Below are 25,621 nucleotides of genomic sequence, written 5' to 3'. Positions count from 1 at the left end.
CCCTCGGGCCGGCGGCGCTGAAACTCGCTGCGCTCAGACAGTCAGCGCCTCTCTTCCGGCCCGAGGACCCCTCCGCAAGGGGCTTCATACGGGGGATGAAGGTCAAGACAACGGCCGCTCTGACGTTCGTGCCAATGGATGGAGGCAAGGTGTTCCGACATCCTGGGTACGCGCGGCCTGCAGCCCTGGCGTGCCGCGCCCGCCAGCGGGCGCCAGACCCCATCGTAGGATGTGATGAGCGCAGCGAATCGCATCAGGGTTGCCCCGACGTTGGCATGGTGCGTTTCGCTGCGCTCAACGCACCCTACAGCGCGGGGCTTACCGCAGAGGCTGTGTTTTGACCTACCCTCCCGATATGAGCCCCTTGTGGAGGGCGTGACAGGCCGGGAGAAGGCGCTGACTGTCTGAGCGAAGCCAAAGGCGCAGCGAGTTTCAGCGCCGCCGGCCTGGCGCGTCCGGAGCAAGGTTCCCGGGCGAATCCCGGGCGTGTTTCTTGGGTACTTCTTTGCACGAGCAAAGAAGCCCGTTTTTGATCAACAACTGGCGCGGCGCGCTGGCGAGACAGCGCTTGGCAGTATGTGGACCGAAGGCACGTAAACACCGGATGACGAACGGTGCCTTGCCACAAGAGGCGGCGGGGCCGGGTGCTAAAGGGCGTCGAGGACTTCGGAGAGGCGCGAGACCGCGACCACCTCCATGCCCTTGATGGGCTTGCGCGGCGCATTGGCCGCCGGCGCGATCGCCCGCGTGTAGCCGTGCTTGGCGGCCTCGCGCAGGCGCTCCTCGCCGTTCGGCACAGGCCGGATCTCGCCGGCCAGCCCGACCTCGCCAAAGGCCAGCATCTCCTGCGGCAGGGGGCGGTCGCGAAAGCTCGACAGGGCGGCGGCGAGCATGGGCAGGTCGGCCGCGGTCTCGGTTACGCGTACGCCGCCGACCACGTTGATGAAGACATCCTGGTCGAACAGCGCGACGCCGCCGTGGCGGTGCAGTACGGCCAGCAGCATGGTCAGGCGGTTCTGCTCCAGCCCCACGGTGATGCGTCGCGGCTGCGGTGCGTGGCTCTCGGAGACCAGGGCCTGCACCTCCACCAGCAGCGGCCGGGTGCCCTCGCGCGTGACCATTACCACGGACCCGGGCACCGGGCCCTGGTGGCGCGAGAGGAAGATGGCGGAGGGATTGGAGACGGCCTTGAGCCCGTTCTCCAGCATCGCGAACACGCCCAGCTCGTTGACCGCACCGAAGCGGTTTTTCACCGCGCGCAGCATGCGGTAGCGCCCGTCCGGGTCGCCCTCGAAATACAGCACCGTGTCGACCATGTGCTCGAGCACGCGCGGTCCGGCCAGCTGGCCGTCCTTGGTCACGTGGCCCACCAGGATCACGGTGATCCCGCGCTGCTTGGCCAGGCGCACCAGGGCGGCGGCGCTCTCGCGCACCTGCCCGACCGAGCCGGGGGCGGACTGCAGTGCGGCGGTGTACAGCGTCTGGATGGAGTCGATCACCAGCACGCGCGGGCGTTCGCGCTCGCAGGTGGCGATAACGTTCTCCACCTGCGTCTCGGTCAGCAGGCGCAGCCCGTCGACCTCAAGCCCGAGCCGCCTAGCGCGCATGCTGATCTGCTGGGCGGATTCCTCGCCGGTCACGTAAAGCGTGTCATCGACCGGCAGCATGGCCAGCGTCTGCAGCAGCAGGGTGGACTTGCCGATCCCCGGGTCGCCGCCCAGCAGAACGACCGACCCGTGTACCAGCCCTCCGCCCAGGGCGCGGTCCAGCTCCGACAGGCCGGTGCCGGTGCGCGGGACCTCGCCGGCCTCAACCTCGCCCAGCCGGGTAATGCCGGCGACCTCGCCCGCGTAGCCGCCGCGCGGTCCGGACGGGGTGGCCGGCACGGCCTCCTCCAGGGTGTTCCAGGCGCCGCAGTCGCCGCACTGGCCCGCCCACTTGGGGCTCACCGCGCCGCATTCCCGGCAGACGTACTGGGTCTTGGCCTTCGCCATCAGACTTCCTTGTGGTCCGGCGTGGCGGGCAGGTCGGGGGCGACCACGCGCACGGTGCGGATGGTGTTGTTCTTGATTTGCACGATGTCCATGGCGACGCCGTTAATGCGCACGCTGACTGGCGCTTCGGGGATGCTCTCGAGGTATTCGACGATCAGGCCACTCAGGGTCTTGGGGCCATCCACCGGGAGCTCCAGGCCCAGCGAGCGGTTGAGCTCGCGCAGGTGGATGCCGCCATCGACCATCGCCGAGCCATCCTCCTGGCGCAGCACGTCGTCGCTCATGGCCGGGGAGTCGGTGGTGAATTCTCCGACGATCTCTTCCAGGAGGTCCTCCAATGTGATCAGACCCTCGATGTCGCCGTACTCGTCCACCACCAGGCCGATCCGTTTTTTCTGTTGCTGGAAGTTAATCAGCTGGCGGTTTAGCGCCGTGCCCTCGGGGATGAAGTAGGGCGGGGTCAGGATCTGGCGCAGGTCTTCGGCGTCAAAGTCATCACGCTCGATCAGTGGGATCACGTCACGCCGGTGCAGGAAGCCGACGATATGATCCAGCTCGCCCTCGACCACTGGCAGGCGGGTGAAGCTGCCGTGCACCAGCTGCTCGACGACCTCGTTCCAGGGCTCGTTCAGGTCCACCACCACGATCTCGTTGCGCGGGATCATGATGTCCTCGACCGTGGTGCGTTCCAGGTCCAGCAGGTTCAGCAGCATGCGCTGGTGGTTTGCCGGGATCAGGGCGCCGGCCTCGGAGACCACACTGCGCAGCTCGTCGGTGTTCAGGGCCGAACGCTGGCCGGGCTTCATGTGCACCCCGAACAGGCGCAGTACGCCGTTGGCCAGCACATTGATCATCCACACCACGGGCCACATCACCTTCAGCAGCCCGCAGTAGATCCAGGCGGCGGGATAGGCGACGCGTTCGCTGTGCAGTGCTGCGAGCGTCTTGGGGGCGGTCTCGGCGAAAATCAGCAGGGTCAGCGTCAGCACCCCGGTGGCGATGGCCACGCCGGTATCGCCGAACAGGCGCCAGCCGATAAAGGTGGCGATCTGGGCGATCAGGATGTTGACGAAGTTGTTGCCGAGCAGGATCAGCCCGATCAGGCGGTCCGGCCGTTCCAGCAGGCGGGCGGCAATCGCGGCGCCACGGTGCCCGGTCTGGGCGCGGTGGCGCATGCGGTAGCGGTTCAGCGCCATCAGCGCCGTTTCCGATCCGGAGAAGAACGCCGACAGCAGGAACAGCACGAGCAGGGCGCCGAACAGGACGGACAGCGGGATCTCTTGCAACGGGATGGCCTGCGGTCAGGTGTGGGCGGGCTGACGGGGCTGCGTAGTCTGAATCATTTCAGGCAAGCGCCGCCGGGCTGTCAAGCCTGTCGGCCGGGAGCACCATCAGACGCGCCCGAGGATGATCTCCAGGACCAGCTTGGAGCCGAAATAGGCCAGAACCAGGGCGACAAACCCGCCCGTGGTCCACGCCAGGGCGCGGGTGCCGCGCCAGCCCAGGCGCCAGCGCCCGACCAGCAGGGTCGAGAAGATCACCCAGGCCAGCAGCGACAGGACGGTCTTGTGGACCAGGTGCTGGGCGAACAGGTCGTCCACAAATACTAAGCCGGAGAGCAGGCTGAGTCCGAGGAACAGCCAGCCGATGAAGATCATGCGGAACAGCCAGACCTCCATCGAGAACAGCGGCGGCAGGTGGCGCACGATCCCGGCCGTGTGATGGTTGTGCAGCGCGCGGTGCTGGGCCGTCATGACCGCGGCCTGGGCGGTGGAGAGTGCCAGGAAGGCCCAGCCCAGCGCCGAGAACAGGATATGCAGGTCGATCCCGGCCGAGGTCGCGTAGGACGTGTCGCCGTCACACAGTACCGCGGTCAGGGTGGCCAGTGCGGTCAGTGGCAGGATCACCACGCCGAGCACGGCTAGTGGGTGGCGTAGCGCGGTCAGCCACAGCAGCCCTGCAACCAGCCACATCGATGCCGACAGGGCGTTGCCCAGGCACAGGTTCAGCCCTGTCTCGGTCGCGACGAGCGGGATCAGGGCCCCGAGGTGCGCGAGCAGGGCCGCCAGCCACAGCATCAGCGGCGCGCGGGGCTGCCCGGCGGCCAGGGGCTGGGTGCGGGAGGCGACGATCAGGTATCCCGTGGTGGCGAGATACAGGGCGACGGCGAGCAGTCCGGCAACGGTGGTCATGGGCGGCGATTATCCCCGCTCCCGAGCCTGAATGCACATTCAGGGCGGCAAACCCGGATCGCGACTGGGGCCGTGCAGGCCGGGTGGCGGGGCCGGTATACTGTGCGGTCTTTCCCGGCATGGGCCGGGCCAGAACGAGCGAGACGAGGACAGACGATGTTCGACGGCCTTTCCAGCCGCCTCCAGGAGACCATGAAGCGCCTGAAAGGCCAGGCGCGGCTCACCGAGGACAATATTCAGGATGCCCTGCGCGAGGTGCGCATGGCACTGCTGGAGGCCGATGTGGCCCTGCCGGTGGTGCGCGAGTTCGTCAAGGACGTCAAGGAAAAGGCGCTGGGCCAGGAGGTCATCGGGAGCCTTACCCCGGGGCAGGCCCTGATCAAGGTCGTCCATGACGAGCTGATCGCGACGATGGGCGGGGAGAACGCCTCGCTGAACCTGGCGGTCCAGCCGCCGGCCGTCGTGCTGGTGGCCGGCCTGCAGGGCGCGGGCAAGACCACTAGTATCGGCAAGCTCGCGCGCCTGTTGCGCGAGCGCGAAAAGAAGAAGGTCGCGGTGGTCAGCTGTGACGTCTATCGGCCGGCGGCGATCCAGCAGTTGGAGACCCTGGCCGGGCAGGTCGAGGTCACGTTCTATCCCAGTGACATCAGCCAGAAGCCCGAGGCGATCGCGAGCGAGGCGGTCACGCGAGCGCGTCGTGACGGCACCGAGGTGCTGCTGGTGGATACCGCCGGGCGGCTGCATGTCGATGAAGACATGATGGCCGAGGTGAAGGCCCTGCATCAGGCGATCGACCCGATCGAGACCCTGTTCGTGGTCGACTCCATGACTGGCCAGGACGCGGCGAACACCGCGCGCGCCTTCGGCGAGGCCTTGCCGCTGACCGGCGTGGTGCTGACCAAAGCTGACGGTGACGCCCGCGGCGGTGCCGCGCTGTCGGTGCGCCAGATCACCGGGGTGCCGATCAAGTTCATCGGTATGGGCGAGCGCCCGGATGCGCTGGAGCCGTTCCATCCCGAGCGTATCGCCTCGCGCATCCTCGGCAAGGGCGATGTCCTGTCCCTGGTTGAGGAGGCCAGCCGCCAGGTCGACCAGGACAAGGCCGCAAAGCTCACGCGCAAGCTGAAGAAGGGGCGCGGTTTCGACCTGAACGACCTGCGCGAGCAACTCGGTCAGATGCAGAAGATGGGCGGGATCAGCTCGATGCTGGAAAAGCTGCCCGGGGGCGGCAAGTTGCCGGACGCGGTGAAGAACCAGGCCAACGACAAGGAGATTGGTCGCATGATGGCCGTGATCTCGTCGATGACCGAGCACGAGCGGCGCCACCCGGACGTTATCAAGGGTTCGCGCAAACGCCGGATCGCCGCCGGATCTGGCACTCAGATTCAGGATGTGAATCGCCTGCTCAAGCAACATGCGCAAATGAGCAAGGCGATGAAGAAATTCTCCAAGGGCGGCGCATCGAAGATGATGCGTGCCCTGGGGGGCAAAATGGGTGGCATGGGTGGAATGGGTGGCCCCGGCGGGGGCATGCCGTTTCGCTAGTTAGCCGCTGTCACGGCCGCCGGCACCTTGTGCTGGCGGCGGGATTCGTTATAATCGCGCGTTTTCTCGAGAAAACGGACTCAAACGGGGTTCAACAGAACATATGGTTACGATTCGCCTGCTTCGCCGCGGCGCCAAAAAGCGCCCGTTCTACTCGATCGTCGTCACCGATTCGCGTAAGCGTCGGGACAGCGGTTACAAAGAACAGATTGGCTTCTTCAACCCGGTCGCCCGCGGTCAGGAAGAGCCGCTGCGCATTGATCTGGAACGCGTGGACTACTGGCTGGGCCACGGCGCCGGCATGTCCGAGCGCGTGAACCACCTGGTCAAGGGCTACCGCAAGCAGCAAGCCGCGGCCTGAAGCCGTCGGTTCGCTGATTACGCGTAGTAGACCGAACTCCGGTGATGAACGAGGCGGGTGAACGCATCCGCGTCGGACGCGTCTCCGGGGTGTACGGCGTGAAGGGCTGGGTCCGGATCTTTTCCGAGACCGAGCCGCGCGCCGCGATTGCCGACTTCCCCCGGTTGTGGCTGCGTTCCGGCGCCGGCTGGCGGCTGGCGGATGTCGAAGCGGGCCGGGCCCACGGGCACGGCGTCGTGATGAAATTTGCCGAGACCGCGGATCGCGAGGCGGCCTACGGCCTGATGGGCGCCGAGCTGGCGATCGAGCGCGACTGGCTCCCACCCGCCGAGGATGGCGAGTACTACTGGGCCGACCTGCTGGGCATGGAGGTCGAGCACCAGGACGGGACCGCGCTGGGGCGCATCTCGGGATTCATGGAGACCGGTGGTGCCAATGATGTGCTGGTTGTGCGCGGTGATCGCGAACGACTGATCCCCTGGGTGCAGGGCCAGTACATCCTGGATGTGGACCTGGAGGCTCGGCGGTTGCGGGTCGACTGGGATCCGGAATTCTGAGGCGGACGATGCGCTTCGATATCGTCACGCTGTTTCCGGAGCTGGTTACGGCGGTGGGCGAATCCGGGGTGACCGGGCGGGCGGTGCAGCAGGGCCGGCTCGCGCTGGAGACCTGGAACCCGCGTGACTGGGGGGCCGGTTTCCACCAGGCGGTGGATGATCGCCCCTATGGTGGCGGCCCCGGCATGGTCATGCAGTATGCGCCGCTGGCGTCCGCGCTGGAGGCGGCGCGGGCCGACGCGACGGCGCCCCTGCACGTGATCGCCCTGACCCCGCAGGGGCGGCCGATCCGGCAGGCCATGTTGCGAGAGCTGGTCAGGAAGCCGCGGGTGGCGCTGGTGTGCGGCCGCTACGAGGGCATCGACGAGCGCTTTATCGAGGCGCAGGTCGACGAGGAATGGTCGCTGGGCGACTATGTCCTGTCCGGTGGCGAGCTGGGCGCGATGGTGGTGATCGATGCCTGTGCGCGCCTGCTCCCGGGTGTGCTCGGTCATGCGGATTCCGCCGGGCAGGACTCGTTCAGCGAGGGCCTGCTCGACTGCCCGCACTACACGCGGCCAGAGGTGGTGGCAGGGCGTGCGGTACCGCAGGTCCTGCTGGGTGGCGATCATGGTGCCATCCGACGCTGGCGCCGACGCGAGGCGCTGGGGCGAACCTGGGAGCGGCGGCCGGACGTGCTGGCGCGCGAAGAACTCGGGGCCGAGGATCTGGCCCTGTTGGACGAATACCGTGTGGAACGCCGGAAGGGCGGTCCGCACACCGAAAGCGATGATTGAGGTCGAACGATGAACAGCGTGATTCAGCAACTGGAAGCCGAACAGATGAAGTCCGACGTACCGGACTTTGGTCCGGGCGACACCCTGGTGGTGCAGGTGAAGGTGCGCGAAGGCGAGCGTGAGCGCCTGCAGGCCTTCGAGGGTGTGGTGATCGGCAAGCGCAGCCGTGGCCTCAACTCGGCGTTCACCCTGCGCAAGGTCTCCTACGGCAACGGCGTGGAGCGTACCTTCCAGACACACAGCCCGCAGATTGCCGAGATCAAGGTGAAGCGTCGCGGCAAGGTCCGTCGCTCGAAGCTGTACTTCCTGCGGGATCGCACCGGCAAGGCCGCGCGCATCAAGGAAGATATCAAGGCGAACCGGAACGGCGCCTGATGACCGGGGTGGCCGCGCAGCCCCGCTCGCGCCCACCCGGTTTTCCGTTGTCGGCCGAATCGGCCATGCGAAGCCAGCGCTGTCTCCTGCCGGGAGTCGCGCTGGCTTTTGCGTGGCTGGAGTCCGGGCAGGGCGACCTGCTGGCCTGCGGCTGGCAGCGTCCCGACGATCCACCCGACCTGTCCCCACTGCGGGATATCCCGACCGCTGACCGGTCCCCTCCTGCCTTCGACCCTGCAGACTACGCCCGCGATCCGGGGCAGTGGCGGGCGACGCAAGCCGTACCACCGGGGACGGAGCACGCCCGCCGGGTCTGGGCCGCACTTTCGGCCATCCCCGTCGGCGAGGTGCGGACCTACGCGCAAATTGCCTCCCAGGTCGGCTCGGCCCCGCGTGCCGTTGGCCAGGCCTGCCGCGCCAACCCCTGGCCGTTGTTCATCCCCTGTCATCGCGTGGTGTCCGCGCGTCACCGCGGTACGCGCGACATTGGTGGCTACGCGGGTGACCAGGATGGCCCGTTGGCCGAGGTGAAGCGCGCCCTGCTCGTTCACGAAGGCGTGCTTCAGCTCGACTAGCGCTTTTTACTCCTGTCACTGGCAGTGCGCCGGTAGTGCGAGGCGCGGTTTCCTCCCCTTGTTCAAAGGCTTGCCAGGCATTACGCCTGGCCTGGCTCGTGCCGGCAAGCCGACACCACCGAAAATTCCATCACTCGGTGGAATAGAAGTCGCGTATGCTGCGTCTGCCAGACGGTGCTGGGCTCCGAGAATCCTTGAAAAACAGACTGTTAGAAAACGCTAATATAGCTTTTTGTGTTGACAGCACGGACCCCGGTTCAGCACTCTGCTACACAGGTCCGGGCCGCTCCGGCCACGGACCGTATCGAAAAAACCGTGTGATGGAGGTTTCCATGTTCAAGAAAGCATTGCTTGCGTTGCCCGTAGCAATGGCGGTCGGGGTTGCGGGTACCGCGGCCCAGGCAGAATGGCAGGATCCGAACGATGTCCTGCAAAAGCTGCTCGAAGCGCAGCCCGACTCGAAGTACCTGCATCAGAGTGAAATGAACATCATGATGATGCCGGACAACCCCGCCCTGTGGCTGCTGGATGACGGCGAGCGCCTGTTCTACGAAGAGCGTGGCCCGAACAATGCATCGCTCGAAAGCTGCGATTTCGGCAAGGGCGAGGGCGTCCTGGACGGCGCCTATGTCGAGCTCCCGCGCTACTTCGAGGACACCGGCAAGGTGATGGACTTCGAAATGCGCCTGGTGCATTGCATGAAGGAGATCCAGGGCTTCACCGACGATGATTCCGCTGTCTCCCAGCGTCACGGGTCCGGTTCGGACATCATGCGTCTGACGACCTACATCGCGCATCAGTCCTCTGGTTACGCGTGGAACCCGCCGCTGGATCACCCGAAGGAAAAGGCGATGCGTGACGCCGGCGAAGTCCTCTTCTTCCGCCGTGGCGGCGCGATGGATTTCAACTGTGCGGCTTGCCACGGGGCTTCGGGCAAGCAGATCCGTGCGTCCGTGCTGCCGGAAATGCGTAACTCGCAGGAGTGGACCAAGGCGGTTTCCTGGCCGGCCCACCGCGCGGGACAGGACAATGTCCGCAGCCAGAACCACCGTATCCGTGGTTGCGTATGGCAGATGCGTCATGCCGGTATCCTGCCGGATACCCCGGTGAACACCGCGCTGATCTCCTACTGGAATGACGCGGCGCGTGGCGAACCGGCCATCCTGCCCGACCTGAAGCGGTAACTACGGACGCAATAGGAGACATCAAGTATGTTTAATAAAAACACTGTTGCGGCCGGTGTAGCCGCATTTGCATCCGTCGCCCTGGCCGCCGGCTGTGCCGTCGCCGATGGCAACAAGGCGGATGACGTGGATATCACGGCCATGAGCGCCGAGGAGCTGGCTGAGCATCTCATCTTCGAGACCAACAGCTGGCGTGATCAGGAAATGCAGGAAGGCGGTACCTGGCGCGACCGCATGACTCAGGACGAGATCCAGAAGGCCTGCTCGTTCGACTCCACCCGCAATGATCTGGACGGCGAGACGGCCGGCAAGGTTGTGGCTCTGGCGCGTGAGCAGTACCAGGCGCCGGAAGGCGACATCGAGCTGGGTGACTGGCGCAAGGGTGCCGAGCTGGCGGATTCCGGCTACGGCTACCGTATCGGCCACAATGTCGACGACCACGGCACCCGTGAGCAGGGTGGCAACTGCTACAACTGCCACGTGATGGATTCGAGCGTTTCGGTCCAGGGCACCATCGGCCCGAACCTCGAGAACTACGGGGCGCAGCGTGGCGACAGCCAGGAGATCCGCCAGTATGTGCATCAGGTGATCTCCAACCCGCATCAGTACTTCCCCTGCGGTGAAATGCCGCGTTTCCAGGGGCTTCTGACCGAAGAGCAGATCAGCCACATCATGGCCTACCTGCTCGATCCGGAGTCCCCGGTTAACAACCGGTAAGTCGTCTTGCACGACAGCTGCTCGGCCCCTTCGGGGCCGGTGCAGCAAGGCAGTAGAGCGGGTTGTCGCGCACGACGCGTGGCAACCCGCTTCCTTACGAATTTCTGCGGTTGGGTGCTTGCACGGCTCTTTTACGAGCGTGCCCGCCGGGCCGCACAGATGGGCTGAACAGGGGAACCGATGGACCGCGGGATTGGTGCGGGCACGGGCTAAGAAAAGCCATCGGTCATGACGGGCGTGAGGGGAGGCTCAGGGATGTTCAATAAGAAAAATCTGACTGCCGCGGTGGTGGTTTCGGCATCGGCGGCGCTGGCGGGTTGCGACCAGTTCTTCCAGGACGCCTCGGACCGCGAGGTCGACATCACCCAAATGAGCCCCGAGGAGCTGGCCGAGCATCTGGTGCTCGAGACCGATAGCTATCGCATGGACCAGGAGGTGCAGGAAGGTGGCACCGGCCGGGAGCGAATGAAGCAGGACGAGGTCCAGGCCTTGTGCTCGCTCGAAGGATCCCCGGACAGCGAAACCGCAGGCCAGGTGGTCGCGGCCGCGCGTGCCTCATACGAACGACCCGATGGCGGAGTGGAGCTGGGCGACTGGCGCCGCGGCGCCGAACTGGCCCGTTCCGGCTATGGCTATCGCGTCGGGCACAACAACGACGACCACGGCACCCGCGAGCCGGGGGCGAACTGCTACGCCTGCCATCAGATGGACCCGGCGGAAACCACCTATGGGACAATCGGTCCGAGTCTTGCAAACTACGGCCGCGAGCGCGGCACCGATGAGTCAGTGCTGAACTACGTCCATGAGGTCGTCAGTAACCCCCACCAGTATTTCCCTTGTACCTACATGCCGCGATTCGGGCGCAATTTCCTGACCGAGGAGCAGATCAGCCACGTCATGGCCTATCTGCTGGATCCCGATTCGCCGGTGAACCAGTAAACCGTTCACACGGTCGCGGGCGGGTCTGAGAGGGCCGGCCCCCTTGGACCACCGCGGGCTGCCCGCGGTGGTTTTTTTATTTGTAGGGGCCGGGTGCTGGCCACGACTAGAGGACGTCGCGCGGAGCCTGCGGGCTTGAAAATGCGAACGCTGCCCCCAAGGTGCGTGCTGTAGAACCCATCCAAGCGCACGAGAGGAACGTACAGGACCATGACGGACACGCAGACCGCATCGGCCGCCGAGGGCCATACCGAGACCCGCCGCTTCGAGACCGAGGTCAGCCAGCTGCTGCAGCTGATGATCCACTCGCTGTATTCCAACCGCGAAATCTTCTTGCGCGAATTGATCTCCAACGGTGCCGACGCCTGCGACAAGCTGCGCTTCGAGGCGCTGGCCCAGCCCGACGCGATCCCGCAGCCGGCCGAGCTGGCGATCGACGTCGAGGTGGACAAGGAGGCCCGCAGCGTCACCGTGCGTGATAATGGCATCGGCATGTCGCGCGACGAGGTCATCGAGCACATCGGCACCATCGCGCGTTCCGGCACGAAGGCCTTCCTCGACAAGCTGACTGGCGACCAGAAGAAGGACTCGCAGCTGATCGGCCAGTTTGGCGTCGGGTTCTACTCCTCGTTCATCGTGGCTGATCACGTCCGCCTCGAGACGCGTCGCGCGGGGACGCCCGAGGAGGCCGGTACCCGCTGGGAGTCGCGCGGCGATGGCGAGTACACCCTGACCGACTGCGAGCGCCCCGAGGCCGGCACCGAGATCACGCTGACGCTGAAGGAGGATGCCGACGAATTCCTCGAGTCCTTCCGTCTGCGTCACATCATCAGCCGCTACTCCGACCACGTGGCGTTCCCGATCCGTATGCGCAAGGCCGATGACGACGGCAAGCCCACCGACGAGTGGGAGACCGTCAACCGCGCCAGCGCACTGTGGACCCGGCCGAAGAGCGAGATCAGCGACGACGAGTACCGCGAGTTCTACAAGCACGTCGCACACGACTTCGAGGATCCGTCCGCCTGGACCCACAACCATGTCGAGGGGCGTCAGGAGTACACCACGCTGTTCTACATCCCCAAACGCGCCCCGTTCGACCTGTGGGACCGCGATGCGCGCCACGGCGTCAAGCTCTACGTGAAGCGCGTGTTCATCATGGACGACGCCGAGAAGCTCCTGCCCAACTACCTGCGCTTCGTGCGCGGGGTGGTGGACTCGGCCGATCTTCCGCTGAACGTCTCGCGCGAGATCCTGCAGGACAACCGCCTGGTCGACTCGATCCGTTCCGGCTCGGTCAAGAAGATCCTCGGCCTGCTGGAGAGCATTGCGAAGAACGAGCCGGAGAAGTATGCCGAGATCTGGCAGAACTTCGGCCGCGTGCTGAAGGAGGGCCCGGGCGAGGACCACGCCAATCGCGAGCAAATCGCGGGCCTGCTGCGCTTCGCCAGCACGCAAAACGATGACGACACCCAGAACGCCTCGCTGGCCGACTACATCGGCCGAATGAAGGACGGCCAGGACGCTATTTACGTAATCAGCGCCGACAACGCCAGCGCGGCGCGCAACAGCCCGCACCTGGAGATCTTCCGCAAGCACGGCATCGAGGTGCTGCTGCTGTCCGACCGGGTCGACGAGTGGCTGCTCTCGCACCTGCGCGAGTTCGATGGCAAGCCGATCAAGAATGTCGCCAAGGGTGACCTTGATCTGGACAAGATCATCGGTGAGGACGCGGCAAAAGAGGGTGCCGCGGACGACAGCGCGAAGGCCGACGAGGATCTGGGCGACCTGCCGGAGCGCATCCAGGCCGCACTGGGCGAGCGCGTCGACTCCGTGCGCGCCTCGAAACGCCTGGTCGATTCGCCGGCCTGCATCGTGCTCGGCGAGCACGAAATGGCGCTGTACCTGCAGGAACTTCTGAAGCAGGCCGGGCAGGAGACCTTCTCCAGCAAGCCGGTGCTCGAGATTAACCCGAAGCACCCGCTGGTCGAGCGCCTGCGCGCGGCCGAAGGGGACGACTTCGGTGATCTGGCCTCGCTGCTGTTCGACCAGTCGCTGCTGGCGGAAGGCGGCCAGCTGGAGGACCCCTCCGGCTTCGTTTCGCGCCTGAACCGTCTGCTGCTGCAAAAGGCCTGATCACGGAACCGGGGAGGGTTGCCCCTCCCCCCGGAAACCGCCCCGACAAAGGGTGGACCTGACGCCGCGGGGCCATGCGCGTTACCCTGTGCGGTTCACATATCGAGAGGGCGAAGCCCATGCAAGTTGCACAGAACGCCGTGGTGTCCATCCACTACACCCTGACCAACGATGCTGGCGAGACCATCGACAGCTCCGAGGGCCGCGAGCCGCTCGCCTATCTGCACGGGAATGGCCAGCTGGTTCCGGGTCTTGAGCGCGAGCTTGAAGGCAAGGCCGCCGGTGACAAGGTCCAGGCCAAGGTGGCGCCGGAAGAGGGCTATGGCGAGAAGATCGAGGCCATGGTGCAGGAGATCCCGCTGGAGGCCTTCCAGGGCGTGGATTCCGTGCAGCCGGGCATGCAGTTCCAGGCCGAGACCCAGAATGGCCCGCTGACCGTGACCGTGACCAAGGTCGAGGGCGACACCGCGACCGTGGACGGCAATCACCCGCTGGCTGGCGAGAACCTCAACTTCGACGTCGAAGTCGTCGAAGTGCGCGAGGCCTCCGCCGAGGAGCTGGAGCACGGCCACGCCCACGGCGTCGGCGGTCACCAGCACTGAGTTTGTTGTCAGGCCCTCGAGAGGCGCGCGTACGTCGCGTTTCCTGGCCTGCCAAGTGCTTTTTAAGGCCCCGCGAATGCGGGGCTTTTTTCGTCTGGCTGCGTGGAGCGGCGGTGCAGCGCACTTCTGCGGCATGCGAAACCCGTTCAATCGCTAATGGTGTTGCAAACCATTCTCAGTAATCGTATCGTCCGCCTCAGTAGCCAGGTAGATTGAGGAAGGCGATGATCGTCTGTATCTGCAAATCCGTTCGCGAGCGCGATATTCGGGAACTGATCGATTCCAGCCAGGAAGGCCTGCGCATGCGGGATCTTCGCGATCGTCTGGGCGTGAGTTCCGAATGTGGCAAGTGCGCTCGTCGAGCGAATTGCCTGCTGAAGGGGTGCTCCCGTGATACCGCCGCAAATGTGCTGCAGGTGTCGGGAACGCGCACGCCCCCGGAGCCTGCCGCCCGACCCGGCCCCGCCGTGGCCATGTAAGGCTGCCACCCGCTTTGTCGTATTGTATTGGAGCGCGGTGGCGGGTCTGCCGTGCTCGTTTCTTCTAGAGCCGCCGTCCGTTTTGCGGTGCCCTGCCGCGTTGGAGGCCGGGGCGTCGTCGGCATGGGCGGCGTGCATTTTCAGAACGCTCGGAGCTAAGCGATGAATTTCGACCAATGGATTCCATCGGAGCGCCTGGCCGGCTTTCTCGACGCGGGTGGGCCCGTCGTCCTGATCCTGCTGGGCGCCTCGGTGGTCGCACTGGCCTTTGTGCTGGTCAAGCTGTGGCAGTTGTGGCGCATGAGGGTCACCGATGTGCGTCCGGCGGATGAAGCGCTGAACCGCTTCCACCGCGGGGATATCCAGGGTGCGATCCAGTGTGCCGAGGCCACCCCCAATCCCGCCGCGCGGGCGGTGGCGCGGGGCATCCGGGGCCTGCAGGCCGGCGCGTCGGAGTCCATCGTGCGGGAGGAGGTCGTGCGCTACGGTAACGCGACCATCCAGTCCCTGCGTCAGGGGCTGCGGCCACTCGAAGTGATCGGCGCGCTGGCGCCTTTGCTGGGCCTGCTGGGTACCGTGATGGGGATGATCCGCGCCTTCCGAGCGATGGAAGAGGCCGGAAGTCAGGTGGACCCGGCGGTCCTGTCCGGTGGTATCTGGGAGGCCCTGCTGACGACCGCCGTCGGGCTGGCGGTCGCGATCCCGGTAGTGGCGGCACTCAACTGGCTGGAGACGCGGGTGGAGCGGGTCGCGCACCGCATGGATGATGCCGTGACCCGCCTGTTCACCGGGGGGCAGTACGCGGCCGTACCCCTGACCGCCGAGAGCCCGGTCCAACCGAGGCCTTCCGAGGCTGACGAGGCAAACTCGCCTGGGGGCGCTCTGCCCCGAACGGCCGATGCTGGACACTAGCCGCCCGCGCCGACGCAATCTGATCAGCCTCACTCCGCTGATCGATGTCGTCTTCATCCTGCTCGTGTTCTTCATGCTCGCCTCGAGCTTCCTTGAGTGGCGCGCGGTGCAACTCGAGGCGCCGGCCGAGGCCGGTGGGGCCGGCTCGATGGAAGGCGCCATGCTGGTCGAGATCCGGTCGGACGGGCTGCGGCTGGCGGGAGAGATGCTGTCGGAGGGCGACCTGCACGACCGTATCAGCGCGCGCGTGCGCGAAGAAGCGGACACGCGGGTCCTGGTGATGCCGGCCCCGGGGGTCAGCATGCAGGACACCGTCAACGTGCTGGAGGGACTCGCAGATGTTGGGGCGCGCAATCTTTCGGTAATCCGGCAGGCACAGCCATGATCGGACAGCGTCGCCACTTTCAGGTTGCCCATCGCCCGCGCAACGACGACGAGAGCATCCTGCCGCTGATCAACATTGTTTTCCTGTTGTTGATCTTCTTTATGGTGGCTGGCCAGCTGAGCGCGATCGATCCGTTCGAGGTCGAACCGGTGGAGTCGGCCGTGGATGGCCAGCCCGGGCCGGACGAGTTCATGGTGATCATCGGGACCGAGGGCCGGCTGGCGGTTAATCAGGATGAAGTCGATCTTGACGAAATGGCTGGCCTGGTACGCGAACATGTCGAGCGTCACGGAGATGCGGCCCGGGTCCGTGTGAAGTCGGATGGACGGGCGGAAGCCGTCGAGGTCGTCGGGGTGCTCGAACGCCTGCGCGAGGCGGGGATCGAGCGCATTGATCTGCTGACAGTACCGGAAGTCTGATGCAGCCGACGTTTCGACACTGGATGGTGGCCATCGTGCTGGCGGTCGCGTTGCACCTGCTGGTGGCGATGGCCTTCCTGCTGCGCGAGCCGCCGGCGGGCGCCGAGGATGCCGGCGTGGGCGGGCTGGAAATCTCCATGGCGGCCGCTGGTGGTGCTCCTCAGGCCCAGCAGGCAGAGCCGGCCGAGACTACGGAGGCCGAGCCTGTAGACGACGAGCCCGTGGAGGCGGAGCCTGTCGAAGCGGTCGACGCGGAACCTGCGGAACCGGAACGTCAGCCCGTCGAAGAGGCCGAGGTTGTCGAACCCGAACCCGAACCCGAACCCGAACCCGAACCCGAACCCGAACCCGAGCCCGAGCCCGAGCCAGAGCCAGAGCCAGAGCCAGAGCCAGAGCCAGAGCCAGACTCCGATGCGGACTCTGTGGAGGCCGCGGATGCCTCCCCGACGGATGAGGACGCCGAAGCGGTCGAGGACGACCCTGGCGACGAGGAAGCCGGTACTCCGGGTGCCGGTGCCACTCCTGCGGACGCTGATGCCGAAGGTGGTGGTGAGCCGGGTGTGGATCCCGATTATCTTGCGGAACTGCAGGCTTGGGTGGAGCAACACAAACGCTATCCGCGCCAGGCCCAGCGCCGCAGAGAAGAGGGCACGGCATCGGTCTGGTTGCGGCTCGATGGAGATGGCAACGTCGTCGACTATCGGATCGAGGAGGGATCCGGCAGCCGGATCCTGGATCGGGCGGTCGAGGAGATGGTCGAGCGCGCCGATCCGTTTCCGGCGCCGAGCGCGATCGATCGAGACGAGTTCGAGATCGTGGTTCCCGTAACGTTTTCCATTCGCTGACCAGGAGTGGAGCACCGTCACGGACACCGGCATGAGGACCGATGACCCGGACCTTGGCGGCAGACCCAGTTGAAAACGAGGACTTACCCATGCATTTACCAGGCAGGAGCATCCGGATACTGATCGCGGGCCTTTTCGTATTCGGCCTTTCGGGAAACGCGGCAGCCGAAGCGGACCCCGAGATCAGTGTCCAACTCAACAAGCTGGAAGCCGACGGTGATGACTGTCGTGCCCATCTGGTACTGGAAAATGCCCTGGGTGAAGCGCTGGAATCATTCCAGCTGGATATGGTGGTTTTCGACAAGGAGGGGGTTATTCAGCGCCGCACCGCAGTCGAACTGGCACCGCTGCGGGAGGGGAGCACTTCCGTGCGGGCCTTCCGGATGCCGGACACGGACTGCGACGGCATCGGGCGAATCCTGATCAACGAGATCGCCGCCTGCGAAGGCCCCGAGGGCGCGATAGAGGGCTGTGTCGATCGACTGGAGATCGAAAGTCTGGCGGATGTGCCCCTGATTCGTTGAGGCAGGTGCCAGGAGATTACCGTGGCCTGTCCAGCCGGTTTCGCTGCAAATATAGATAATGGTGTTGCAAATCGTTCGCATTACCGATATTGTATCGACGCGTTGAGGGTGCCTTGCATCCGGGCGAAGCCGGGCGGGATAGTGGGGACGGACCCTGGCGGTCCCGGGGTCTCTTTAATCAATCCGGCGTTTGACCCGACCAACCCCAAAATATCTTCTCAGGAGAGTTCTGATGCAAGGCGATAAGGATGTAATTCGTTACCTCAACCAGGCCCTCAAGGGCGAGTTGACCGCGATCAACCAGTATTTCCTCCATTCCCGCATGTTCAAGGACTGGGGGCTGGAGAAACTGGCCGCGGCCGAATATGAAGAATCGATCGACGAGATGAAGCACGCGGACGAGCTGATCAACCGCATCCTGTTTCTCGAAGGGCTGCCCAACCTGCAGGACCTGGGCACGCTGAGTATTGGCGAGAACACCCGCGAGATCCTGGAAGCGGATCTGGCGCTCGAGCATGCGGGTACCCCCATCTACCGCGACGCCATTGCCCACTGCGAGCAGGTGCGGGACTTCGTGACGCGGGACCTGCTGCAAAAGATCCTGGACAGCGAGGAAAGCCATATCGATTGGCTGGAGACGCAGCTGCAGCTCATCGATCGCATCGGTTTGCAGAACTACGAGCAGAGCCAGGCGAGCTCCGCGTCGTAACCGTTACGAGTACGACCGCCCCCGGGGCGGCCGGGGAGACAAACATGAGTTTCAGTGAAGGCGGGCGCATCCCGGCATCCAAGGCGTTCCCCCCGGCCGACCGGGGCGTATGCGACGGCCCTGGCGCTGTGCCTAGGGAGGTCGCGTCGAGCGAATTGCTGCGCGACGCCGACCGTCTGTTTATCCGCCACGAGGGGCAGTGTTACACCCTGCGGGTGACCTCCAGCAAGAAACTGATATTGACCAAGTAGTTGTACTGAAGGAGTTTTCAGGCAAGCCAGCCAGCGCCGGAATCTGCCGGAGCCCGCCAGCCAGCCTCCCGTGATGCTGACCAGCCCTATGGTCAGTCGGACGTCTTTTACAGGGAGACTGATCATGATGAAGAAGCAATTGTTGGCTCTGTCGGTGGGGGCGGCGCTGGCAACCCCCGTAGTGTACGCACAGGAGGATCCCTCCAACGGCACAGAGCGCCTCTCGCCGGTCGTCATCACGGCGGGCGGTTTCGAGCAGGACCTCGAACAGGCGCCGGCCAGCATCTCCGTGGTGACGCGCGAAGAGCTGGAGCGCCGCGAGGTCACCAGCCTCGCGGACGCCCTGCGCGGGGTCGAAGGGGTGAACGTGCGCTCGCTGGATGCCCGCAGCGGCAAGACCGGCAATCAGACGATCAGCCTGCGCGGCCTGCCCGAGGAATACACCCTGGTGCTGATCGACGGTGTGCGCCAGAACGTCTCCGGCACCGTGGCCCCGAACGCATTCACGGATGCCTCCAGCGTGTTCATTCCGCCGGTTGCGGCAATAGAGCGGATCGAGGTGATTCGCGGCCCGATGTCCACCCTGTATGGCTCCGACGCGATCGGAGGCGTGGTCAACATCATCACCCGCCAGCCGGGTGACGAGTGGGAGGGCTCCGCAACGCTGGGGCACACGTTCCAGTCGGATTCCGACTTTGGCGGTTACTCCACGCTGGAAGGCTATCTTGCCGGTCCGCTGGTGGACGAACGCCTGTCCATGCAGCTGTATACGCGTCTGTACGAGCGCTCGGCCTCCAGCATCGACATCCCCGGCACCGAGCCCAGCCTGACCGACAACCGCACCATGGGGCAGAACCCGACGAGCGCGAATGTCGAGACCTTTGGCGGCCGCCTGCTGTTTACACCCAATGCGCAGGATGAATTCTCCCTGCGGCTGGATACCACGCGACAAAGCTATGACAACTCGCGCGGACAGCTCGGGCGCCTGACGGGCACGGGCGATTCACGCGAGGACTTCCTGCGCGGCTATTCGCGCGACCTCGAGTTCCAGCGGGATCAGGTGCGTCTCGGCCATCGGGGCGATTACGACTTCGGGACCTGGGAGACCACCCTGACCCAGGATCGGGTGGAGACGCTCGGGCGTACGATCAACGAGGGGGCCGTTCCGGATGCCTCGCGCGAAGGCGCGCCGCGAACGCTCCGGCTGGACACCACGATCCTGGATACTCAGGTGGTCACGTATCTGGATGACCACGTGCTGACGGTCGGGGGGCAGTATCTGCGGCCGAAGCTGGAAGACGGCATCCTGCCGGATTCGCTGTCTTTCTGGCAGTACAGCCTGTTCGTCGAAGACGAGTGGTTCATGACCGACCGGTTCACGCTGACCGGCGGTCTGCGGTTTGACGACAATGAAAACTTCAGCAGTCAGATCACGCCGCGCCTGTACGGGGTGTTCAGTGCGACGGACACCGTCACGCTCAAGGGCGGGATCGGCCAGGGTTTTCGCGCCCCGTATATCGAGCAGATCAGCGACGGGGTGATCGGCTATGGCGACGGTGGCTCCACGCGGCTGTTCGGCAACCCGGACCTGGAGCCCGAGCGCAGCACCAACGTCGAGTTCACTGTCGCCTATGACAACCGCCAGGATTTCTCGGCCCAGGCGACCGTGTTCCGCAACGAGCTCAAGGACAAGATCGAACGTGGCACCGGGGCCAATGAAGGCATCGACGTAAACATTGGCGAGTCCGTAGTGCGGGGGCTCGAGCTCTCGACGCGCTACCGCTTCGCACCCGACTGGGCGTTCTCGGCCAACTACACCTGGACGGACAGCGAGGTAAAACGGGGCGGGACCGCCGCCAGCAACGTCGGCGACCCGCTGGCCAGCGTGCCCGAGCACATGCTCAATGCCCGACTGGACTGGCAGGCGACCCCGCGGGTCGAGGCCTTCGCCGAGGCCGAGTACCGCTCCAGCGCCTTCCGCCCGCGCAATTATCACGAGCCGCAGGACGGTGGCAGCGCGCAAGGCGCCTACGATGCCCTGGGAGATTTCCACGGGTTCACGATGGTGAACGTCGGTGCGGCCTACCACATCTCCGAGAACGTCACGCTGAACGCGACGATCTACAACCTCTTCGACAAGGACTTCAAGGACTACCGGCCGTATGCCCGGGAGGACACCGGAGAAACCACCTTCAGCAATGTCTACAACAACATCTACGAGCCCCGGCGCCTGTTCGTTTCGCTGAATGCCCGTTTCTGATCGGTTGCCACCGGGCCCGCCGAAAAACCGGACGTCGATCACAGTGTGGCAGGGCAGGTGCCTGGAGCGGCGATCATTCCGGTTTGCCGATGGTCCCAACGCCCGAGTCCAGCAAGCGGCGGTCCTCGACAGAGGTCGCCGATTGGACTATCTACGAGAAGGATCCATTTTCCGGTAAAGGAGCGAACCGATGCTCAACAAGTCTCGACTGACGATTTTCTTCCTGGCGCTGATGCTGGCGCTGGGCGGTGCCAGCCTCGCCGGCTGTGACAACCAGGGCCCGGCCGAAGAGGCGGGCGAAGACATTGATGACGCCATGGATGATGCCGGCGATTCGATGGAAGATGCTGGCGAAGAGATGGAAGACACCTTCGACAACTGATCGTTAGTTGTCAGGTTTTCTGATCCAGAAGGGCAGCGGCCATTGTCGCTGCCCTTTTTGTTTGCGGTGTTCGATGCAGTCGGTCGGACATAAAAAAGGAGGGGCCTGGCCCCTCCTTTTGCGTGCTTCAGGCAGGTGACAGGACTAGAAGTCCTGTTCGCCACCCTCGTCCGCGGGCGGTTCCATGCTGCCTTCTTCATCCGGCATCTGGCCGCCTTCCTGCGGGGGTTGCTGCTGTTGCATGCCCTCATCCGCCGGCGGTTGCATCGGCTCGCCACCACCTTGTTCCTGCTGCTCCATTTGTTGCTGCTCGAACTCTTCCATGTCCATGTCGCCTTCGCCGCAGCCGACCAGCAGGGCGAACGGGGCGATTGCGAGCGTCGCCAGAATTCCAGTGGATCGTTTCATAATGCCTCTCCTTGTTGTCCGAAGGCTTTGGGTGAGTCGTGCGTGAAAACACTCTGCTTTCCGTGCAGGGGACAACAACCGTTTTTATGAGTTCGACCCGATTTTTCGGCGCGTCCCTGGCTGTGCCGGCCGTCACGAAAGACTGTGTGCCAAATCGCCCTCTACATGAGGGGGCGTTAAAGTGAACTCACTACTACCCGGAGGGTCCCGGACAATACCGGGTTCGCAGGACAGACGATGGCTGATACTCCAGAACTGGAAAACCTCGTGGAGCAGGCCCGCAAGGCCTGGGGGCGCGGCGATATCGAGGCCGCGATCGACGGCTGGCGCGCCGGTGCCGCAGCTGGCGATGCCCGCTGCGCCTATAACCTGGGCGTCCTGGCCGACGAGGGGCAATATCAGCCGCGCGATCCGGAAGCGGCCGCGCGCTGGTACCGCCGGGCAGCGGAGGCTGGGTTTCCGGATGCGGCCTTCAATCTCGCCGTCCTCTACGAGCAGGGCGATGGCGTCGCCCCCGATGCCAACGAGGCCGCCCGCTGGTTTCACGTAGCGGCCGAGCGCGGCAATGCCCAGGCGATGTTCAATCTCGGGCTCAAATTCGACGAGGGGCGCGGGCTGCCTCAGGACGCCGAGCAGGCCGCGCAGTGGTATCTGCTGGCAGCCGAGGGCGGCGAGGGCCGGGGTGCTGCGAATCTGGGGCGGCTGTTCGCGATGGGCGAGGGCGTGGAGCGCTCGGACGTATCGGCGTTCAAGTGGTACGCGATCGCCGCCGAGATGGGCGTGGCCAACGCAGCCCGCTATCGCGAGCGCGTGGCCCGAGAGCTGTCTCCCGACGAGCGTTTGCATGCGGGCGAGAAGGCTCGCGAGTGGTTACAAAGCCAGGGGCAGCCGGTGACGCGGCTGCAATAATCGGCGGGGTTGGTGCTTCAGGTGGCGTTACTAGACCACCACGTTAAGTTCGCGCCGTGGCTCCTCGGTGGGGCCTGCCAGGCGCACGGCCAGTTCCACCCGGCGGCGCAAGGCCTCGACGCCGTCCTGTCCCAGCGAACTGCCATCACGAATCGCTGAATCGTCCTGCGTGTCACCATCGCGGCGCATGCGGGCCGCCTCCTGCTCGGCGCTGATGCGCGCTCGGCTCGACAGTTCCTGTTCGGAACGCGCGCCGAACTCCAGTGAGCGGTCACTCTGATCGCCACCGCGGCGATCGCTATCCTGCTCCGCATCGTCCTCGATCGGGCGGCGGGCCTCGCCGGCCTCGGGGTCGTTCAGCGGGCGGTCAAACTCCGCGGGTGCCGAGGTCTGGCCGAGTCCCAGGCGATCGGAACCGGTCGGCCGCGTGCCGAGCGGGACTGCCGCCGAAGGATTGCTGACTGGGACTTCCATCGTCCGCCTCCCGGATTCCGCCGTCTCAGGCGCGCACGTCCAGCAGCGAGCCGATCATGCGATCTTCGGCCTGAAGGGTTTTCACCGAGGCCTCGACCTGATTCTGGCTCGCGATCATGCCGACCTGTGCGGTTGTGCTTTCGCGCCCGCCGGCCGGTTCGGTGGCCACCGTATGCGCCTGCTGGCGCAGGCTGGTGACACCGTTCTGGATGCCCGTCAGGGACGCGCTGCCATCGATCATCGGGTGAATCCGTTAAATGAACGTCTTGAAGATTATAGATCAATTACTTGGAAGACGCTTCATGCGTTGGCGAGACTGCCGGTCAGGGCATCGCGAACGGTGGAGCGGGCATTGGCCTGGCGCTGCTGCCATTGCGTCAGGTCATCGCGTCGATCCTGTGCGGTCCGGCCCTCGGCCAGGCGTGCGAGTACCTCGTCGGCCACCTCTTCCGGCGTGCTGCCGCGCGAGACCAGGCCGGTGTGCTCGGCGGCCATCCGCAGGCGGGTGGCGGCATCCGGCCGAGCCGGGTCGTCCGCCGGGCCGCAGACGACGGCACTGCCGTGGGCCAGGGGCAGCCCGAGGTCCGGCGGCGTCTCGCTGGCGGCCAGTGTGCCGCCAGGCAGGGTGATGTGCGCGCAGCCATAGGCCGAGTGCAGGGTCTCGGGATCCTCGATGTAGTACACCCGGTTCTTGCGCGGCACAAAGGAGGTCATGAAGCGGTTGTGGCGGATGATCGGGAGTGAGTACTTGATCGCGTCGCGGTACACCGGCTCGTGGCGTTCGCGGTCTGCCGGCGCCAGCAGCAGGATCGCGGCGGTCTTGCGCAGCACGGCGAACAGCACCGCGAACGCAAAGGCCTCTTCGCCGGGCCCCGTGTTGGGGGCGAGCAGGATGGGGTGCCCCTTCTCGTGGTATTCGCGAAAGCGTTCGCAGAAGTCCGTGTCGGGCGCCGGGGCCGGGGGCAGCTCGACAGCCCCCGCGATCGGGTCGCCGATCACCTGTGTCCCGGGCGCGTTACAGGCCTGATCGCGCGCGGCGAAGATCCCGGCCCACTCGACGCCGGCAGGTGCGTCGCCCTCGGCGTTCATCCAGAGGCGAGGCGCGGTGATCGCGGCGAGTGGCGAGCCCAGTTTGCCAACCGGGCCGATGACGACCACGGCCCGTGGTTGCAGACGTGCCAGGCGCTCCCGGGCCAGGTCCGGTGGCAGCGCCACTGCGGGCCGGTCATCACCCGGGTCGGACAAGTCTCCATCGCGTTCGGCATCGGTTACGCCGAGCGTTAGCGGGCCCGCCTTGCTGGCCAGGTCGTCCAGCCAGTCGCCGGCGGCCAGCAGGGTCTGTTTCGGGGCCAGCACGACGATGCGACCGGCACTGCCGGCAGGCACGGAGCGGGCGGTGATCCAGGCGGACAAACGTGAGAACATGGCGGGCTGTCATCCGGTGGTCAACGGGAGGGCCGGCATTATACGAGAGCCGGCGCGTCGGGGCCGCCTCGCGTCGGGGAGTGCAAGGCATGCAGATACGCTGGATCGTGGGACTGATCGCGATGGCCGTGATCATGGCGCTGGCGATGTGGGTCTATTCCAACCCGGGCGGTCAGCGTACCCAGCAGTTCACCGACCTGCCCTGGCAGGTACAGGTGATCGACGAACAGCGCACCCGCGTGCTGGGCATTACGCTGGGTGAATCCACCATGGCGGACCAGATGGGCCGTCTGCCGGTGCCGGATATCCGCCTGTTCGTGGACCCGGACGGCAGTCGTTCAGTCGAGGCCTATTACGTGAACGCGCGCATCCCGCCATTCGAGACGAACCTGGTGCTGCGCCCGGATCTGGACGAGGCCGACCTCGATCGCATCGAGTCCCAGACGACCTCCGATCGGCCGATGCCCAGCGGGGCATGGCGCTACGGGCTGAGCGACGAGGCACTCAGTTCACTGGGCAATGTGCCGATCGTCGAGATGAGCTACATCCCCCGCGCGCGCTGGACCCACGACGTCCTGGAGGAACGCTTTGGCGAGCCGGCCGAGCGCATGCAGATCGATTCCGACCACAGCTACTGGCTTTATCCGGATCGTGGCCTGGCCATCATGGTGCCGCGCCGAGGACGTGTATTGATGCACTTCGTGACCCAGGAGCGCTGGGCCCAGACGGTGAGTCGCTTGCGTGATGAAGGACGGCGCATGCTCGGCGAGGATCATGAGTGATCCCGTCGACGGGGCCCCGGTCCCGTTCTGGGAGCGCCCGCTCGAGACGCTGAGCCACGCCGAGTGGGAGGCCCTGTGCGATGGCTGCGGCCGCTGCTGCCTGCACAAATTGGAAGACGAGGACTCGGGCGAACTGGCCTTTACCTGGCTGGCCTGCGATCTGCTCGACTGCGAGACCGGCGCCTGTTCGGACTACGTGAACCGGCGCAACTTCGTGCCCGACTGTATCCAGCTCACCCTGGAAGACCTGCCCAACTACCACTGGCTGCCGCCCACCTGCGCCTACCGGCTGCGCTTCGAGGGCCAGCCGCTGCCCACCTGGCACCCTCTGCTGACAGGCGATCCGGAGACGGTCAAGCGCGCCCGCGTCTCGGTGGCCGGAAGGGTCATCCGAGAGTGTGATGCCCCGGATCTCCCCCTGATCGACTACGTGGTCGACTGGCCCGGCCAGGTGCCGGAGTCCGCGCGCCTGTGGCGCCCGGTGGTACGGCTCTCGCAGGAGTAGGC

Annotated in this window: 31 protein-coding genes; 24 read left to right on the top strand and 7 right to left on the bottom strand. The window is 65.5% G+C overall.

Annotated features, from left to right (window positions below):
- Positions 1–647: 647 nt before the first annotated feature.
- The 3 genes from radA to G015_RS0106730 form a co-directional block, all read right to left on the bottom strand.
- Positions 648–1,994, bottom strand: coding sequence for a DNA repair protein RadA (gene radA / locus G015_RS0106740; protein WP_018137647.1), 1,347 nt, complete (start codon positions 1,992–1,994; stop codon positions 648–650).
- Positions 1,994–3,280, bottom strand: coding sequence for an HlyC/CorC family transporter (locus tag G015_RS0106735; RefSeq protein ID WP_020146353.1), 1,287 nt, complete (start codon positions 3,278–3,280; stop codon positions 1,994–1,996). The genes radA and G015_RS0106735 overlap by 1 nt, the downstream gene beginning before the upstream one ends.
- Before the next feature lie 105 nt (positions 3,281–3,385).
- The gene (locus tag G015_RS0106730) at positions 3,386–4,186 is read right to left on the bottom strand and encodes an inner membrane protein YpjD (protein ID WP_018137645.1); all 801 of its coding nucleotides are present in this window, start codon (positions 4,184–4,186) and stop codon (positions 3,386–3,388) included.
- A gap of 156 nt (positions 4,187–4,342) precedes the next feature.
- Here G015_RS0106730 and ffh point away from each other — a divergent pair, with 156 nt between their 5' ends.
- The 21 genes from ffh to G015_RS0106625 all read left to right on the top strand — a co-directional run bounded on the left by ffh (position 4,343) and on the right by G015_RS0106625 (position 21,116).
- Positions 4,343–5,731: a signal recognition particle protein gene (ffh, locus tag G015_RS0106725; protein ID WP_018137644.1), complete on the top strand. Its 1,389-nt coding sequence runs from the start codon at positions 4,343–4,345 to the stop codon at positions 5,729–5,731.
- A gap of 103 nt (positions 5,732–5,834) precedes the next feature.
- Complete coding sequence (rpsP, locus tag G015_RS0106720; RefSeq protein ID WP_012981840.1) at positions 5,835–6,092, top strand: 30S ribosomal protein S16; 258 nt, start codon at positions 5,835–5,837, stop codon at positions 6,090–6,092.
- Positions 6,093–6,136: 44 nt separating this feature from the next.
- On the top strand, positions 6,137–6,649 hold the full coding sequence (gene rimM, locus G015_RS0106715; protein WP_018137643.1) for a ribosome maturation factor RimM: 513 nt from the start codon (positions 6,137–6,139) through the stop codon (positions 6,647–6,649).
- An 8-nt stretch (positions 6,650–6,657) separates the two neighbouring features.
- Positions 6,658–7,425, top strand: a complete 768-nt coding sequence (gene trmD, locus G015_RS0106710) for a tRNA (guanosine(37)-N1)-methyltransferase TrmD (protein WP_018137642.1) — start codon at positions 6,658–6,660, stop codon at positions 7,423–7,425.
- Between the two features lie 9 nt (positions 7,426–7,434).
- On the top strand, positions 7,435–7,800 hold the full coding sequence (gene rplS / locus G015_RS0106705) for a 50S ribosomal protein L19 (RefSeq protein ID WP_018137641.1): 366 nt from the start codon (positions 7,435–7,437) through the stop codon (positions 7,798–7,800).
- Positions 7,800–8,375, top strand: coding sequence for a methylated-DNA--[protein]-cysteine S-methyltransferase (locus G015_RS0106700; protein ID WP_018994602.1), 576 nt, complete (start codon positions 7,800–7,802; stop codon positions 8,373–8,375). The genes rplS and G015_RS0106700 overlap by 1 nt, the downstream gene beginning before the upstream one ends.
- A 368-nt stretch (positions 8,376–8,743) precedes the next feature.
- The gene (gene soxA, locus G015_RS0106695; protein ID WP_018993534.1) at positions 8,744–9,559 is read left to right on the top strand and encodes a sulfur oxidation c-type cytochrome SoxA; all 816 of its coding nucleotides are present in this window, start codon (positions 8,744–8,746) and stop codon (positions 9,557–9,559) included.
- Positions 9,560–9,586: 27 nt separating this feature from the next.
- Positions 9,587–10,276 carry a sulfur oxidation c-type cytochrome SoxX gene (gene soxX / locus G015_RS0106690; protein WP_018993535.1) on the top strand — a complete coding sequence of 230 codons (690 nt, stop codon included), beginning with the start codon at positions 9,587–9,589 and terminating at the stop codon, positions 10,274–10,276.
- Positions 10,277–10,531: 255 nt separating this feature from the next.
- Positions 10,532–11,215: a sulfur oxidation c-type cytochrome SoxX gene (gene soxX, locus G015_RS0106685; protein ID WP_018174578.1), complete on the top strand. Its 684-nt coding sequence runs from the start codon at positions 10,532–10,534 to the stop codon at positions 11,213–11,215.
- A gap of 210 nt (positions 11,216–11,425) precedes the next feature.
- Entirely contained in the window at positions 11,426–13,348 is a 1,923-nt protein-coding gene (gene htpG / locus G015_RS0106680; protein WP_018174579.1) for a molecular chaperone HtpG, read from the top strand.
- A gap of 119 nt (positions 13,349–13,467) precedes the next feature.
- Positions 13,468–13,950 (top strand): peptidylprolyl isomerase, encoded by a 483-nt coding sequence (locus G015_RS0106675; protein WP_018137635.1) that lies wholly within the window; start codon positions 13,468–13,470, stop codon positions 13,948–13,950.
- 224 nt (positions 13,951–14,174) lie between these two features.
- On the top strand, positions 14,175–14,429 hold the full coding sequence (locus G015_RS0106670; RefSeq protein WP_018137634.1) for a bacterioferritin-associated ferredoxin: 255 nt from the start codon (positions 14,175–14,177) through the stop codon (positions 14,427–14,429).
- Positions 14,430–14,591: 162 nt separating this feature from the next.
- Positions 14,592–15,341: a MotA/TolQ/ExbB proton channel family protein gene (locus G015_RS0106665; protein WP_018137633.1), complete on the top strand. Its 750-nt coding sequence runs from the start codon at positions 14,592–14,594 to the stop codon at positions 15,339–15,341.
- On the top strand, positions 15,328–15,726 hold the full coding sequence (locus G015_RS0106660) for a biopolymer transporter ExbD (protein WP_012981852.1): 399 nt from the start codon (positions 15,328–15,330) through the stop codon (positions 15,724–15,726). Before G015_RS0106665 ends, G015_RS0106660 begins: the two co-directional genes overlap by 14 nt.
- On the top strand, positions 15,723–16,145 hold the full coding sequence (locus G015_RS0106655) for a biopolymer transporter ExbD (protein WP_012981853.1): 423 nt from the start codon (positions 15,723–15,725) through the stop codon (positions 16,143–16,145). The genes G015_RS0106660 and G015_RS0106655 overlap by 4 nt, the downstream gene beginning before the upstream one ends.
- Positions 16,145–16,990 (top strand): energy transducer TonB, encoded by an 846-nt coding sequence (locus G015_RS0106650; RefSeq protein ID WP_020146352.1) that lies wholly within the window; start codon positions 16,145–16,147, stop codon positions 16,988–16,990. The genes G015_RS0106655 and G015_RS0106650 overlap by 1 nt, the downstream gene beginning before the upstream one ends.
- An 89-nt stretch (positions 16,991–17,079) precedes the next feature.
- Entirely contained in the window at positions 17,080–17,514 is a 435-nt protein-coding gene (locus G015_RS0106645) for a hypothetical protein (RefSeq protein WP_012981855.1), read from the top strand.
- A 232-nt stretch (positions 17,515–17,746) separates the two neighbouring features.
- Positions 17,747–18,223 carry a bacterioferritin gene (bfr, locus tag G015_RS0106640; protein ID WP_018137661.1) on the top strand — a complete coding sequence of 159 codons (477 nt, stop codon included), beginning with the start codon at positions 17,747–17,749 and terminating at the stop codon, positions 18,221–18,223.
- Positions 18,224–18,267: 44 nt separating this feature from the next.
- Positions 18,268–18,474: a hemin uptake protein HemP gene (locus G015_RS0106635; protein ID WP_018994605.1), complete on the top strand. Its 207-nt coding sequence runs from the start codon at positions 18,268–18,270 to the stop codon at positions 18,472–18,474.
- A gap of 124 nt (positions 18,475–18,598) precedes the next feature.
- Entirely contained in the window at positions 18,599–20,734 is a 2,136-nt protein-coding gene (locus tag G015_RS0106630) for a TonB-dependent receptor domain-containing protein (RefSeq protein ID WP_020146351.1), read from the top strand.
- Positions 20,735–20,924: 190 nt separating this feature from the next.
- Positions 20,925–21,116 carry a hypothetical protein gene (locus G015_RS0106625; protein WP_018137664.1) on the top strand — a complete coding sequence of 64 codons (192 nt, stop codon included), beginning with the start codon at positions 20,925–20,927 and terminating at the stop codon, positions 21,114–21,116.
- A gap of 144 nt (positions 21,117–21,260) precedes the next feature.
- On the opposite strand, the gene G015_RS0106620 is transcribed toward G015_RS0106625, so the two are convergent.
- Positions 21,261–21,524 (bottom strand): hypothetical protein, encoded by a 264-nt coding sequence (locus G015_RS0106620; protein WP_018137665.1) that lies wholly within the window; start codon positions 21,522–21,524, stop codon positions 21,261–21,263.
- A gap of 237 nt (positions 21,525–21,761) precedes the next feature.
- Between G015_RS0106620 and G015_RS0106615 the strand changes: the two genes are divergently transcribed.
- The gene (locus G015_RS0106615; protein WP_018137666.1) at positions 21,762–22,433 is read left to right on the top strand and encodes a tetratricopeptide repeat protein; all 672 of its coding nucleotides are present in this window, start codon (positions 21,762–21,764) and stop codon (positions 22,431–22,433) included.
- Between the two features lie 30 nt (positions 22,434–22,463).
- On the opposite strand, the gene G015_RS0106610 is transcribed toward G015_RS0106615, so the two are convergent.
- Genes G015_RS0106610 through G015_RS0106600 form a run of 3 tightly spaced genes read right to left on the bottom strand, consistent with a single transcriptional unit; the run spans position 22,464 to position 24,332 of the window.
- Positions 22,464–22,907: a hypothetical protein gene (locus G015_RS0106610; RefSeq protein WP_018137667.1), complete on the bottom strand. Its 444-nt coding sequence runs from the start codon at positions 22,905–22,907 to the stop codon at positions 22,464–22,466.
- Positions 22,908–22,932: 25 nt separating this feature from the next.
- A complete protein-coding gene (locus G015_RS0106605) occupies positions 22,933–23,148 on the bottom strand; it encodes a hypothetical protein (protein ID WP_018137668.1) in 216 nt (71 codons plus the stop codon).
- A 59-nt stretch (positions 23,149–23,207) separates the two neighbouring features.
- On the bottom strand, positions 23,208–24,332 hold the full coding sequence (locus G015_RS0106600; protein ID WP_019592177.1) for a hypothetical protein: 1,125 nt from the start codon (positions 24,330–24,332) through the stop codon (positions 23,208–23,210).
- Positions 24,333–24,421: 89 nt separating this feature from the next.
- On the opposite strand from G015_RS0106600, the gene G015_RS0106595 reads away from it, so the two are divergent.
- Both G015_RS0106595 and G015_RS0106590 read left to right on the top strand, forming a co-directional pair.
- The gene (locus G015_RS0106595; RefSeq protein WP_018137670.1) at positions 24,422–25,114 is read left to right on the top strand and encodes a hypothetical protein; all 693 of its coding nucleotides are present in this window, start codon (positions 24,422–24,424) and stop codon (positions 25,112–25,114) included.
- Entirely contained in the window at positions 25,107–25,619 is a 513-nt protein-coding gene (locus G015_RS0106590; RefSeq protein ID WP_018137671.1) for a YcgN family cysteine cluster protein, read from the top strand. The genes G015_RS0106595 and G015_RS0106590 overlap by 8 nt, the downstream gene beginning before the upstream one ends.
- Positions 25,620–25,621: the final 2 nt, after the last annotated feature.

Origin of the sequence: Thioalkalivibrio sp. ALJ15 (assembly GCF_000383695.1) — a bacterium.
Classification (GTDB): domain Bacteria; phylum Pseudomonadota; class Gammaproteobacteria; order Ectothiorhodospirales; family Ectothiorhodospiraceae; genus Thioalkalivibrio.
This window is presented reverse-complemented; position numbering and strand designations above follow the sequence as displayed.